General features: G+C 65.3%; 12 protein-coding genes. 3 read left to right on the forward strand and 9 right to left on the reverse strand.

Going from position 1 to position 12,116, the window contains the following annotated elements:
- Window positions 1-48 precede the first annotated feature (48 nt).
- Genes ACZBJS_RS01100 through ACZBJS_RS01110 form a run of 3 tightly spaced genes read right to left on the reverse strand, consistent with a single transcriptional unit; the run spans window position 49 to window position 2,731 of the window.
- Window positions 49-1,485 (reverse strand): TIGR01777 family oxidoreductase, encoded by a 1,437-nt coding sequence (locus ACZBJS_RS01100; RefSeq protein WP_076831225.1) that lies wholly within the window; start codon window positions 1,483-1,485, stop codon window positions 49-51.
- Window positions 1,482-2,147, reverse strand: coding sequence for a DUF4166 domain-containing protein (locus ACZBJS_RS01105; protein ID WP_076831227.1), 666 nt, complete (start codon window positions 2,145-2,147; stop codon window positions 1,482-1,484). The genes ACZBJS_RS01100 and ACZBJS_RS01105 overlap by 4 nt, the downstream gene beginning before the upstream one ends.
- A gap of 26 nt (window positions 2,148-2,173) precedes the next feature.
- Window positions 2,174-2,731 (reverse strand): GbsR/MarR family transcriptional regulator, encoded by a 558-nt coding sequence (locus ACZBJS_RS01110; protein ID WP_057020860.1) that lies wholly within the window; start codon window positions 2,729-2,731, stop codon window positions 2,174-2,176.
- Between the two features lie 230 nt (window positions 2,732-2,961).
- Between ACZBJS_RS01110 and ACZBJS_RS01115 the strand changes: the two genes are divergently transcribed.
- Window positions 2,962-3,774: a class I SAM-dependent methyltransferase gene (locus ACZBJS_RS01115; RefSeq protein ID WP_076831230.1), complete on the forward strand. Its 813-nt coding sequence runs from the start codon at window positions 2,962-2,964 to the stop codon at window positions 3,772-3,774.
- Window positions 3,775-3,783: 9 nt separating this feature from the next.
- On the opposite strand, the gene ACZBJS_RS01120 is transcribed toward ACZBJS_RS01115, so the two are convergent.
- The 4 genes from ACZBJS_RS01120 to ACZBJS_RS01135 form a co-directional block, all read right to left on the reverse strand.
- Window positions 3,784-4,083, reverse strand: coding sequence for an acylphosphatase (locus ACZBJS_RS01120; RefSeq protein WP_057020862.1), 300 nt, complete (start codon window positions 4,081-4,083; stop codon window positions 3,784-3,786).
- Window positions 4,080-4,946 (reverse strand): isocitrate lyase/PEP mutase family protein, encoded by an 867-nt coding sequence (locus ACZBJS_RS01125; protein ID WP_253623764.1) that lies wholly within the window; start codon window positions 4,944-4,946, stop codon window positions 4,080-4,082. Before ACZBJS_RS01125 ends, ACZBJS_RS01120 begins: the two co-directional genes overlap by 4 nt.
- A gap of 106 nt (window positions 4,947-5,052) precedes the next feature.
- Window positions 5,053-7,068 (reverse strand): acetyl-CoA carboxylase biotin carboxylase subunit, encoded by a 2,016-nt coding sequence (locus ACZBJS_RS01130; protein ID WP_141342728.1) that lies wholly within the window; start codon window positions 7,066-7,068, stop codon window positions 5,053-5,055.
- A 197-nt stretch (window positions 7,069-7,265) separates the two neighbouring features.
- Complete coding sequence (locus tag ACZBJS_RS01135; RefSeq protein WP_316399113.1) at window positions 7,266-7,472, reverse strand: hypothetical protein; 207 nt, start codon at window positions 7,470-7,472, stop codon at window positions 7,266-7,268.
- Window positions 7,473-7,813: 341 nt separating this feature from the next.
- On the opposite strand from ACZBJS_RS01135, the gene ACZBJS_RS01140 reads away from it, so the two are divergent.
- A complete protein-coding gene (locus tag ACZBJS_RS01140) occupies window positions 7,814-8,593 on the forward strand; it encodes a thermonuclease family protein (RefSeq protein ID WP_076831238.1) in 780 nt (259 codons plus the stop codon).
- A 174-nt stretch (window positions 8,594-8,767) separates the two neighbouring features.
- Complete coding sequence (locus ACZBJS_RS01145; RefSeq protein WP_463438266.1) at window positions 8,768-11,236, forward strand: PAS domain-containing hybrid sensor histidine kinase/response regulator; 2,469 nt, start codon at window positions 8,768-8,770, stop codon at window positions 11,234-11,236.
- Between the two features lie 19 nt (window positions 11,237-11,255).
- On the opposite strand, the gene ACZBJS_RS01150 is transcribed toward ACZBJS_RS01145, so the two are convergent.
- Window positions 11,256-11,552 carry a septal ring lytic transglycosylase RlpA family protein gene (locus ACZBJS_RS01150; RefSeq protein ID WP_016840471.1) on the reverse strand — a complete coding sequence of 99 codons (297 nt, stop codon included), beginning with the start codon at window positions 11,550-11,552 and terminating at the stop codon, window positions 11,256-11,258.
- A gap of 105 nt (window positions 11,553-11,657) precedes the next feature.
- Complete coding sequence (locus ACZBJS_RS01155) at window positions 11,658-12,107, reverse strand: PPC domain-containing DNA-binding protein (RefSeq protein ID WP_057017046.1); 450 nt, start codon at window positions 12,105-12,107, stop codon at window positions 11,658-11,660.
- Between the last annotated feature and the right edge of the window lie 9 nt (window positions 12,108-12,116).

The raw sequence follows: 12,116 nt of genomic DNA on the forward strand, positions 1-12,116 counted from the left end.
AGCCAACCTCCGAATGCACGGGAACAGGTGCTGCACATCGAGGCCTCCTCACAGGATCGCATCGAACGCGCTGCGCAAGGTTTCGTGTCGGAACACAAAGCCGTTGCTCAGCGCCTTGTTCGGCAGCACGCGCTGGCCGCCGAGCAAGAGCTCGTCGGCGAAATCGCCGCCAACGGCGCGGAGCAGCGCCGCCGGCACGCGGAAGATCGCCGGCCGGTGCAGACGGCGTCCGAGCTCCTCGGTGAATTTCATGTTGGTCACCGGGATCGGCGCGGTCGCGTTGACAGGACCGGACAGTTCAGGTCTCGCAATCACATGCGCGATCAGGCGCACGAGGTCGTCGCGTTCGATCCACGACATCCACTGCTTGCCCGAGCCGAGCGGGCCGCCGAGGCCGAACTCGAACGGCGTCAGCATCCGCGTGATGAAGCCGCCATCGATGCCGACCACGAGACCGATGCGCAAATATGCCACGCGCACGCCGTGATCCGCGGCCGGCTTCGCCGCATTCTCCCAGGCCTCGCACAATTCGTGACTGAAGCAGGCGTGGGATTTCGCCGACTCCGTCAGCACCTGGTCCTGCCAGAGCCCGTACCAGCCGATCGCGGAGCCGCTCACGAGTACCGACGGCTTGCGTTCGAGGCGCGCGATCAGCTTGATCACGTCAGACGTCATGTCGATACGTGAGGCGATGATCTTGCGGCGCTTGGCCTCGGTCCAGAGGCCGTTGCCGATCGGCTCGCCCGCGAGATTGACGATGGCGTCGATCCCGTAGTCGGCGGGCAATTGGTCGAGGCTCGTGACCAGCGTCACCGGCGGCGGCAGCATGTCGGCCTTTGCCGGATTTCGGATCAACGCAATCACCTGATGGCCGGATGCGGTGAGGCTCGCGACCAGGCGGCTGCCGATGAAGCCGGTAGCGCCGGTGACCAGCACGGTCTGCCGCGCCGGCAATTTCTCGACCAGCGTCGCGGCCGGCACGCTGGCCAACCGTCCGAGGCGCCTCGTCGCGGCAAAGTCGCGCGCGCCGAACAGCGCGACGCCGAAGGCCGCAGCCGTCGCGAACAGACTTAACGGACCCGCATAGGCCGGCGCGACGGCGGTCGGCAGCATCGCCCAGCCGATCAGGACCGGCACCAGCAGCACGAGGATGGCGCCGTAATTGATCGCCAGCAGCGTGTGATTGATCCGCTCGCTCGGCGGCAGCTTTCGGCTCAGATCCTCCTCGACGAAATCCATCAAGGTGATGACGACCTCGACGACGAGGACGGCCATGATCGCGATCGCAAGGATGCCGTGCACTTGCAGCCAGCCGAGCACGAGGAACAGCAGCGCATAGAGCATGTTGCGCACGCTGTGCAGCTGCAGCTCGTGGCGCTGCGAGGGACGCCAGGCCAGCCGCTCGGTGAATTCGTGGTGATAGAACGTATCGAATGCGCCCATCGCAATCTGGATGGCGACAAGTGTCCAAAGCAGCGGCGTCATGGCGTGGCCTCCCTGAACACAGCGGACTGACGGATCAGCCTGCCGAAACGCGGGTGGATGATCTCCAGCGTGAAGCGGAAGTCACCGCAGCCGAGATCGGAATGGGTCACGGTGAGATCGCCCGGCGTGAGCCATTCGGGCAGCGGCAGGCGAAACGGGCCGAGTTGCAGCGAATAGCCGACGCTGCGAAACACCAGCGCCTCGTGCTCGACCGCGATCCGCAGCGCCATGCTGACGCCGAAGCCGACATATTCCTCGAGCCCGGTCGAACCGGCAAAGCGCTTGGCGGAATGAATCACCTGCGGGAAGCCGTCGCGGCGCGCGCAGATGCGGGTCCAGACCTGGCCGCCGCTTGCCGCGTCCTCGGTGACGGTGACGATCATCGGCACGCGCGTTTCGGTGCCGGTCGGGAACGGTCCGCCGATCAGCCGCGCGGCCTGCGCCAGCCACCAGCCGATGCGGCTGCACGCGGCTTCCTCGACCTCGCCGACATAGACGACGGTGTTGCCGTCCTCGAACCGTTTCGAGAAACGCCGCCAGATCGCAACCGGCAGGCGGCCCCAATCCTCGTCCGACAGCAATGCGCGGAAGCGGTGGTCGTCGAGCAGCTTTATATCGGAAGCCGGCGCTGTCTTTAAGGCGGATATCCTTGCTGACGCCATCGCACGCTCCCGTTACGCCGCCGCCTTTATTTGGCCCTGCCCGTGGGCAGGAAACTCACGATCTTCTCGCCGAGCTTGATCAACGCGACCAGGCGCGGCCGCGGCACGTTCAGCATCTGCGTGTACCAACGGTCGACCAGCTCGGTGAATGTCAGCATCTCCTTCAGCCGCTTGCTGGCGAGCGGGCTGATCGCGGGATCGTCGGCCGCGTCGGAGACGCAGGCGCGCAGCGCTACAAGCGCGGGATCGATCTCGCGCTCCTTGCGCCCCGCCGCGATCCTGGCCGCGACCTCCCAGATGTCGGTCTCGGCCTCGAAGTGGTCGCGGCGGTCGCCAAGGATCGGCACCCGCCGGATCAATCCCCAGGACAACAGCTCCTTGATCGAGTTGGAAACGTTGGAGCGCGCCATGCCGAGGGTGTCGGCGATGTCTTCCGCCGTCATCGGCGCTTCGGCAAGGTAGAGCAACCCGTGGATCTGGCTGACCGAACGGTTGACGCCCCATTCGTCGCCCATGTCGCCCCAATGCAGGATGAAGCGCTCGACGACGGCGGGAAGTTTTTTCTTGGCGGTTATTTCTGTCATGACAGAAATATCAGACGGTTCGGAGCAGAAGTCAAGGCTGGCCGTGCTGTCCACGACGGCGCACGAGACATGGCAGGTCTCCTGACCTATCCGGCGCCTCGGCGAATGCCGTGCATCGGAGGTGAGGAGTTTTCCTTTGTGGCCCCCGAGCTCTTCGTCCAAGCTGATCCGCGTGGATGATGGGCCGTGCGCCGGGTTGCCCGGCGTCGCGGCCGCAAGGGAGATTGCGCATGCCAGCGTCCGACAAGGAGTTCGTTGGATCCATTCCAGAGCTTTACGACCGGCTCCTCGTGCCGATGATTTTCGAACCCTACGCACGCGATCTGGCGCAACGCGCCAAGGCTCTTGGCCCGCGCGACCTGCTTGAGACGGCAGCCGGCACCGGCGCCGTCACCCGCGCGCTGTCGTCCGCGCTCGGCAGCGACACCAGGATCGTGGCGACCGACCTGAATGAGCCGATGCTCGAACGAGCGAAGTCACAGATGCCGAGCGGGACCGCAATCACCTGGCGGCAGGCCGATGCACTGAACCTGCCGTTCGACAATGCGAGCTTCGACGTCGTCGCCTGCCAATTCGGCGCGATGTTCTTCCCCGATAAGCCCAAGGGTTATTCGGAGGCGCGCCGCGTGCTGAAGCCGGGCGGCCGTTTCCTGTTCAGCATGTGGGGTCGCATCGAAGACAACGAGTTTGCTGACGTGGTGACCCGGGCATTGGCGGAGGTCTTTCCGGCCGATCCGCCGCGCTTCCTGGCGCGCACGCCTTATGGCCACTGCGCGGCCGACCCGATCCGGGCCGATCTTGCAGTCGCGGGCTTCGGCAAGATCGAAATCGACGACGTTCGGCTGCAAAGCCGGGCCAATGCGCCTCATGATCCTGCGATCGGCTTTTGCCAGGGATCACCGTTGCGCGGCGAGATCGAGGCGCGCGGCGGTATCGGCCTTGATGCGGCGACCGAGCACGCCGCATCGGCCGTTGCGCGCCGCTTCGGCAGCGGCGCGATCGAAGGCCGGATTCAGGCGCTGGTGATCTCAGCGGCCGCGTAACGACGCGCTTCAGATCGTGGGCAGGACCGAGAACCGCTCCCCTGCCCGGCGCTGGTTCAAAAGATCGGAATTGCCAGATGCGGCGTGCACGGCAGCGACGCGCGCCGAGAACGGACCGCGGCCACATGCCGTGATCATTTCAGTGACGACGTCGTCGGGACCGGCGAATACCGCCTCGACGCTGCCGTCGCGGCGGTTGCGGACCCAGCCTTCGAGGCCGCGTGCGTTTGCCTGCTCGTCGACCCAGCCGCGATAGCCGACACCCTGGACGCGGCCGCTGATGGTGACGTGGCGGATCACGCCGCTCATTTCTTCAGACCGAGGAACTCGCCGCTGCGCGCCTTGGTCTCCGCCTCGCGCATGACGCGGCCGGTCAGTTCGGACGAGGCGATACCCTTGAGGTTCTTCGGCGAGGTGCCTTCGCGCAGCGCCTTCAGCGTCTCGTAGACGGCCTGGGTTGCGGCCGCGAATGGCGCGTGGCCTTGCAGCGCGATCCTGACGCGCCGGCTTGCCAGATAGTCGAGCGCGGTCATCTCCTCCGGCGCGCCGCCGAGCACGATCGGCAGCGTCGTCGCGGCCGAGAGCGCCTCCAACTCGCCACGCGATTTGATGCCGGTGAAGAACAAGCCATCGACGCCGACCGCCTCATAGGCCCTGGCGCGTGCGATCGCATCGTCGAGACCAGTGATCGAAACGGCACCGGTCCGGCCCAGGATGACGAGCGACGGATCGCTGCGGCCGTCAAGCGCCGCCTTCATCTTGCCGACGCCTTCCTCCAGCGAGATCAGCTGGGTCTTGGCCTGGCCGAACACCTGCGGCAGCAGCGTGTCCTCGATGGTGAGGCCGGCCGCGCCGGCGGCCTCCACCTCCTGAACCGTGCGGCGGACATTGAGCGCGTTGCCGTAACCGTGGTCGGCATCGACCAGCACCGGCAGCGTCGACGCACGCGACATGCGGCGTATCTGCTCGGCGAATTCGGTCAGCGTGATCAGCGCAATATCGGGATCGCCGAGCACGGCGAGCGACGCCACCGAGCCGCCGAACATGCCGAGCTCGAAGCCGAGATCCTCCGCAATCCGGATCGAGGTCGCGTCATAGACCGAGCCCGGGCGGATGCAGATCGATCCGGTGAGTATCGATCGCAGGGCTTCGCGGCGTTTGCGGAAGGCCATGATGTGTCTCCATCCACGTCATTGCGAGGAGCAAAGCGACGAAGCAATCCATCTCTCATCATATGAGGCTAGATGGATTGCTTCGCTGGCGCTCGCAATGACGGTGCTAAGCGAACTCCAGGATCAGCGCGTCGACCGCGAGCGTGGCGCCGGCGGCGGCGTGGATCTTCTTGACCGTGCCGTCACGCTCGGCGCGCAGCACGTTCTGCATCTTCATGGCTTCGACCACCGCCAGGGTCTCGCCGGCCTTGATCTCCTGCCCCTCGGTCACCGCGATCGACACCACGAGACCGGGCATCGGGCACAGCAACTTCTTGCCGGTGTCGGCGGCCGAGACCACCGGCATCAACCGCGCCGAGGTCGCCTCGGTCTCGGTGAAAACATAGACCGGGATCTCAAAACCCTGATGCGCGAGGCGGAAGCCGTTGTTGATCGCCCGCACCTGCACGGCGACGAAGTTGCCGTCGATGGTGCCCTGCCAAACCGGATCGCCCGGCACCCAGCCCGACACCAGATTGTGCGGATTGCCAGGGAGCCCGTCGGCGGCAATGAAGCGCACCGCGATGGCGTCACCCTCGCGGGCGACATCGAGCGCGATCTCGGCGCGGTCGAGCCACACCGCGCGGCGGCGCTCGCGCAGCACCACGCGGCCGCCCATCTGGCCGGAGATCTGCCGCTTGCGCTCGCCCAGCACGTGGTCGATGGCGGCGCCGACCGCAGCCAGCCGCCGCGCGAACTCGCCCTCGGGTGCGTGCGCCGAAAATCCCTTGGGGAACTCTTCCGCAATGAAGCCGGTCGACAGCCGGCCCTCGCGCCAGCGCGGATGGTTCATCAAGGCCGACAGGAACGGAATGTTGTGCCGGATGCCGTCGACATAGAAGGCGTCGAGCGCGGTCGCCTGCGCCTCGATCGCCGCGGCGCGCGACGGGGCGTGGGTGACGAGCTTGGCGATCATCGGATCGTAATGGATCGAAATCTCGCCGCCTTCCTGCACGCCGGTGTCGTTGCGGATCGTGATGCCGTCATGGCTGGCCTCGGCCGGCGGACGGTATTTCACCAGGCGCCCGATCGACGGCAGGAAGTTGCGGAACGGATCCTCGGCATAGACGCGGGATTCCACCGCCCAGCCGGTCAGCGTCACGTCCTTCTGCGCGATCGCGAGCTTCTCGCCGGCGGCGACGCGGATCATCTGCTCGACGAGATCGATGCCGGTGATCAATTCGGTGACGGGATGCTCGACCTGCAGGCGGGTGTTCATCTCCAGGAAGTAGAAGCTCTTGTCCTGGCCGGCGACGAATTCCACGGTGCCGGCCGAATCGTAGTTCACGGCCTTCGCCAGCGCGACGGCCTGCTCGCCCATCTTGCGGCGGGTGGTCTCGTCGAGCAGCGGCGACGGCGCCTCCTCGATGACCTTCTGGTTGCGGCGCTGGATCGAGCACTCGCGCTCGCCGAGATAGATCACATTGCCATGCTTGTCGCCGAGCACCTGGATCTCGATGTGCCGGGGATCGACGATGAATTTCTCGATGAAGACGCGGTCGTCGCCGAACGACGACTTCGCCTCGGCCTTGGCGAGGTTGAAGCCTTCGGCGACCTCCGCCTTCGAATGCGCGATGCGCATGCCCTTGCCGCCGCCGCCGGCGGAGGCCTTGATCATCACGGGGTAGCCGATCTCGTCGGCGATCTGGACGGCGTGCTTGTCGTCCTCGATGACCCCGAGATGACCCGGCACGGTCGAAACCTTCGCCTTCGCCGCGGCCTTCTTGGATTCGATCTTGTCGCCCATCGCGGCGATGGCGCCGGGGTTCGGACCGATGAAGACGATGCCGGCGGCTTCCAGCGCGCGCGGAAACGCCTCGCGCTCGGACAGGAAGCCGTAACCGGGATGCACCGCCTGCGCGCCGGTCTTGCGGCAGGCCTCGACGATCTTGTCGATCAAAAGATAGCTCTCGGCCGCGGCGGGCGGTCCGATCAGCACGGCCTCATCGGCCATCTCGACATGCAGCGCGTCGCGGTCGGCCTCGGAATAGACGGCAACCGTCTCAATCCCCATACGGCGCGCAGTCTTGATGACCCGGCAGGCGATCTCGCCGCGGTTGGCGATCAGGATTCGTTTGAACATGCTCTTCTTGCTTGGGCTTTTTCGGACTTCGAATTGTCCATTTGGCAGGATTCCTCCCCGCGCAATCTGGCACGGGCGATTGGGCGTAACCACTCCGTTGGTACAGCAAATTGCCCCGGAGGCAACGGTCTAATGCAGACCCTGCCCGCTGCCCGGCCAGTCCCTGGTCAGTCCTCGGCGGTAGCCCGATCGGTATTTCAGCCCGAATAGGTCTTGAAGCGGCCACGCGAATGAGCCTTCGCGACGGCCTTCATCAGCTCGCTGACCTCGTTCTCCAGGAATTCATTGGCCACGATCAGCGCCCGGATGGTGGCGCGCAAATTCCCGCCGCAGGCGGAAATGGCCTGATCGACAGCGGCTTCCGGCCCGTCATCGTCGTCAGATTCGGGCCGTGCAGACATCATGGGGTATCCGGGATTCAGGTGGTGCATCATGTTCCTATTTTGTTCTCATCAAGTCAATTGGATCTTTGATCGGGCGCGGCCTCCTGGGCCGTCTTTCTCTTCCGCCGCCAGCGCGCGAGGCATTGCAGGCTCCAAATGCCGGTGATGATTTCGGCGGAGGACGTTGATAACGAAACTCGCCCATGCGCATCCCTTCAATGGCAATGTCCGGCCGTTCTGCGCCACGGAATGCCGATCGGGATGTGACGGTTCGCACGCCCCGCTCGCGAACAGTCCTTGGTTGGATCGTACCGGCTTGTGCTAGAAGTTCGGCTGCCCGCCAAAGATCTGAAGTTGAGAAAATGCGGTTTCGAAATCCGGTCGCCACGACGCTTCTCCTGGCCTTCCTGTCTGCAACCACCAGCCCGACTGCAACCGCAGGCCCCACGGCCACTGCGGTCATCAAGGACGCCGGCACCGTTCAGCTCGGCAACACGACCTATCGGCTCGACGGCATCGACGCGCCGGCGGTCGATCAGCTCTGCATCGACGAGCACGCCGACGCCTGGACTTGCGGGATCGAGGCGCGCGACCAGCTGACCAGGCTGATCGGCGGCAAGCCAATTCATTGCGACGATATCGGCGTCGATCCGACCTTCAAGAAGCGCCGCCTCGGCGTCTGCAAGATCGAGGGCGACCCGACCAGCCTCAGCCAGGTGCTGGTCCAGAAGGGCTATGCTCTCAATGTCGAGGGGTCGGCCACTGGCCGATTCAAGCCGGATGAAGCCACCGCCAAGGACAATCGCGCCGGGCTCTGGAAGGGCTGCTTCGTGGCGCCGCGCGATTTTCGTACGGCCAGGAAGGATGGCGCCCTGCTCGGCAACGCCTGCCCCGCCGACCGTGACACGCAGATCCGCAATGTGCTCTTCCCCGACGACCTGCCGATGCCGGCCAGCTGCAACATCAAGGGCAAATACGCCGTGCGCGCCCGCGTCACCGGCAATGTCGGCATTTATCATCTGCAGGCGTGCCGCAGTTACCCGGGCCTCGGCAATCCGGATCGCTGGTTCTGCTCCGAGGAAGATGCACAGGCCGCTGGGTTCCGCCGGGCCTATAATTGCCGGCCGCCCAAGAGCAAATGAAGAGCTCGTGGATTGCATCGTCATTCCGGGGCGCGAAGCGAACCCGGAATCTCGAGATTCCGTGTTCGACGCTTCGCATCGCCCCGGAATGACTCAGCCTAACGATTGCCGTAAATCAAGCTGGCAAAGCTGCCGCGTCCTGTGTGAGACTGCACCGAGAGGTTGCCGGCGCGTATGACCCCATCCGATCCCGCTGATGTGCTTCCCGAAGCTGCGGCAGCCGAACGGCTGCGGCAGCATCTTGAGGAGATCGCGCGCGAACGCGATCGCGCCCATCGCGAGCTCCAGGAGCGCGAAGCGGAGCTGGCGCGGATCCAGCGCATCGCGCGGGTCGGCGGACTCGAGATCGATTTCCGCGACGGCGTGCGCAACCGCCGCTCTCCCGAATATCTCCTGGTGCATGGGCTGCCGCCCGAAGAGATCAACGAGACCTATGAGAACTGGGTCGCGCGCATCCACCCCGAGGATCGCGAGCGCACGATCCGGCACCTGTTCGGCGTGCTCAAGGCCGGCGGCGAAGACTACACGGCCGAATACCGCATCATCCGCCCGAACGACGGCGAGAGCCGCTGGATCCGCGTCGTCGCCAAGATCGAGCGCGACCGCAGCGGCCGTGCGCTGCGGCTGGTCGGCGCCGATCTCGACGTCACCGATCAGATGCTGGCACAGGAGACCCTGCGCGAGAGCGAAGAGCGCTTCCGCCTGATCGCCGACAGCGCGCCGGTGCCGATCTGGGTGACCAAGCTCGACCGCACCCGCTCCTTTGCCAACCAGGCCTATCTCGACTTCCTTGGACTGCCGTTCGAGGAAGCGATCGTGTTCGACTGGCGCAAGGCGCTGCATCCGGATGACCTGCCGCAAATCCTGCAGGAGCAGATCACCGGCGAGCTCTCGCTGAAGCCATTCGTGCTCGAGGCCCGCTATCGGAACGCCGCAGGCGATTGGCGCTGGCTGCGCTCGGAATCGCAGCCGCGCTGGGACCCGAACGGCAAGCACATCGGCTTCATCGGCGTCGCCCACGACATCACGGCGGCCAAGGAAGCCGAGATCGAGCTGCGCAAGCTCAACGAGTCGCTTGAGCGGCGCATCCTGGAGCGCACCGCGCAGCTCGAATCCCGTGAAGCGCAGACGCGCGCGATCCTGGAAACCAGCCATCAATACCAGATGCTGCTCAACCGCGATGGCGGCTTGCTCTACACCAACCAGACGGCGCTGGCCGGCATTTGTACCGATGCCGCCGACGTCGTCGGCAAGCCGTTCTGGGACACGCCGTGGTTCGCCGCGACCGAGGGCATGCCGCGCGTGATCCAGAATGCCTTCGCGACCGTGATGCGCGGCGAGGAAGTCAAGATCGAGATGCAGCTGCGCCTGCCGATCGGCGAGCGCTATTTCGATTTCGCGATGCGGCCGCTGCAGGACCAGCACGGCACCATCGTCGGCGCCGTTCCGGAGGCCGTCGATATCACCGAACGGCGCCGCGGCGAGGAAGCCCTGCGGCAATCGCAGAAGATGGAAGCCGTCGGCCAACTCACCGGCGGCGTCGCGCACGATTTCAACAACCTGCTCACCATCATCCGCTCCGCGACCGACTTCCTGCGCCGCCGCGATCTGCCGGATGACCGGCGCCGCCGCTATATCGATGCGATCTCCGAGACCGTGGAGCGGGCCTCCAAGCTCACCGCCCAGCTATTGGCATTTGCGCGCAGGCAACCGCTCAATCCGGAAGTGTTCAATGTCGGCACGCAGGTCGACAGCGTGACGCAGCTGATCCGCCCGCTGGTCGGCGCGCGGATCCACATCGAGGTCAGGATCGAGGATCCCGACTGCTTTGCGATCGCCGACATCGGCCAGTTCGAGACCGCGCTACTCAATCTCGCGGTCAACGCCCGCGATGCCATGAGCGGCGAAGGCCAGCTGACGATCGGCGTCCGGAAGGTCAAGAATATCCCTGCCCTGCGCGCCCAGGCCTCGCGCAGCGGCGATTTCGTCACGGTCTCGATCCAGGACACCGGCACCGGCATCTCGCCGGAAAACCTCGACGCGATCTTCGAGCCGTTCTTCACGACCAAGGAGGTCGGCAAGGGAACGGGTCTCGGATTGAGCCAGGCCTTCGGCTTCGTCAAGCAATCCGATGGAGACATCGAGGTCACCTCTACGCCCGGGCACGGTGCGACCTTCACCATCTATCTGCCGCACGCGATGCGCCCGGCGGACGCCAAGGTCGCCGCCAGCGCGGGCACCGAGCAGGCTTCGATCGGCCGCGGCTATCGCGTCCTCGTGGTGGAGGACAACGACGATGTCGGCCAGTTCTCCACCGAGCTGCTCGAGGATCTCGGCTATTCGGTCAAGCGCGCGGCCAATGCCAATGCCGCGCTCTCGATCCTCTCGGAGAACGAGTTCGCCGCCGACTTGGTGTTCTCCGACGTGATCATGCCGGGCATGAACGGCGTCGAGCTCGCCGGAATCATCCGCGATCGCTTTCCTGGACTGCCGGTGGTGCTGACCAGCGGCTACAGCAACGTGCTCGCCGAGAACGCGCACAGCGGCTTCGAGCTGATCCAGAAACCCTATTCGGTCGAGGCGCTGTCACGGACGCTCCGCAAGGCGATCGCCGAACAGCGGGCGACTGCTCCCAGGCCCTGATCCTGCCGCCGGCCGCGCTCTACTGGATCACGACATGCGCGACGCCGAGCTGAAGGATGCCGAGCGCGCGGGCCGCCGTGGTCGACACATCGATGATCCGTCCACGAACGAACGGGCCCCGGTCGTTGACGCGGCACCGGATCGATTTTCCCAGATACGAGACGGTGATCATGCTGCCGAATGGCCGCTTGCGATGCGCGCAGGTCATCTCGCCACTCCTGCCGATGCCACGATAATAGGACGCAAGGCCACTCTCTGCGTTTGCCATGCACGAGGCAAATAGCAGCATGGCCGCGGACGTTGCTGCGGTTTTCATTGATCGCCTGCCGGTCGAGCCCCGCAAGGGAACGCGGTTCCACGGGTTCGGTTCCGCGCCTCGGCGTAGGCAGGTCGATTTTTAGGAACTTTTCGGAGGAAAGCGTCAGGCGGTCGCGGCTGGATCGATCAGGGCAATGCCGAGCTCGGGCCGCTTCCGCCGGCGAAGCCTGGCAGGGGCTTCGGTGACCACAACCTCCAGTGTCGGCCGAACGATGCCGGCAAGCAGATGGCCGCCACGCGTCGATCCATCCGACAGTCCGAGCACGATGTGAATATGCAGGCTGGCCTTGCCGTCGTCGCCGGTCGCGATATCGCCGATCGCGCACAGCACCTCGCATTGCTCGTTGATCTCGATCTTCCGATAGCTCTTGGATGCGAAATCGAACCAGCCGACGGTTGCCCGCTCGAACGCGCCGATCGCGGTGAGCGATGCCGCCGTCACCTTCGCATCATTGGCGAACTTCGTCAGCGCGCCGAACGCTTCCTCGCCGCTATCGAGCACGACGACGTGAACCTGCGCGCTGGGCGCATCGGACACGAGCTTGCTTTTCATGGACCGCCT

This window comes from Bradyrhizobium sp. KZN70725, from assembly GCF_055264925.1.

Coding starts and splice junctions, on each gene's coding strand:
- ACZBJS_RS01150 (WP_016840471.1), bottom strand. CDS start 11,552: ATGAAAACCGCAGCAACGTCCGCGGCCATGCTGCTATTTGCCTCGTGC.
- ACZBJS_RS01110 (WP_057020860.1), bottom strand. CDS start 2,731: ATGACAGAAATAACCGCCAAGAAAAAACTTCCCGCCGTCGTCGAGCGC.
- ACZBJS_RS01155 (WP_057017046.1), bottom strand. CDS start 12,107: ATGAAAAGCAAGCTCGTGTCCGATGCGCCCAGCGCGCAGGTTCACGTC.
- ACZBJS_RS01100 (WP_076831225.1), bottom strand. CDS start 1,485: ATGACGCCGCTGCTTTGGACACTTGTCGCCATCCAGATTGCGATGGGC.
- ACZBJS_RS01145 (WP_463438266.1), top strand. CDS start 8,768: ATGACCCCATCCGATCCCGCTGATGTGCTTCCCGAAGCTGCGGCAGCC.
- ACZBJS_RS01130 (WP_141342728.1), bottom strand. CDS start 7,068: ATGTTCAAACGAATCCTGATCGCCAACCGCGGCGAGATCGCCTGCCGG.
- ACZBJS_RS01120 (WP_057020862.1), bottom strand. CDS start 4,083: ATGAGCGGCGTGATCCGCCACGTCACCATCAGCGGCCGCGTCCAGGGT.
- ACZBJS_RS01140 (WP_076831238.1), top strand. CDS start 7,814: ATGCGGTTTCGAAATCCGGTCGCCACGACGCTTCTCCTGGCCTTCCTG.
- ACZBJS_RS01105 (WP_076831227.1), bottom strand. CDS start 2,147: ATGGCGTCAGCAAGGATATCCGCCTTAAAGACAGCGCCGGCTTCCGAT.
- ACZBJS_RS01125 (WP_253623764.1), bottom strand. CDS start 4,946: ATGGCCTTCCGCAAACGCCGCGAAGCCCTGCGATCGATACTCACCGGA.
- ACZBJS_RS01135 (WP_316399113.1), bottom strand. CDS start 7,472: ATGATGTCTGCACGGCCCGAATCTGACGACGATGACGGGCCGGAAGCC.
- ACZBJS_RS01115 (WP_076831230.1), top strand. CDS start 2,962: ATGCCAGCGTCCGACAAGGAGTTCGTTGGATCCATTCCAGAGCTTTAC.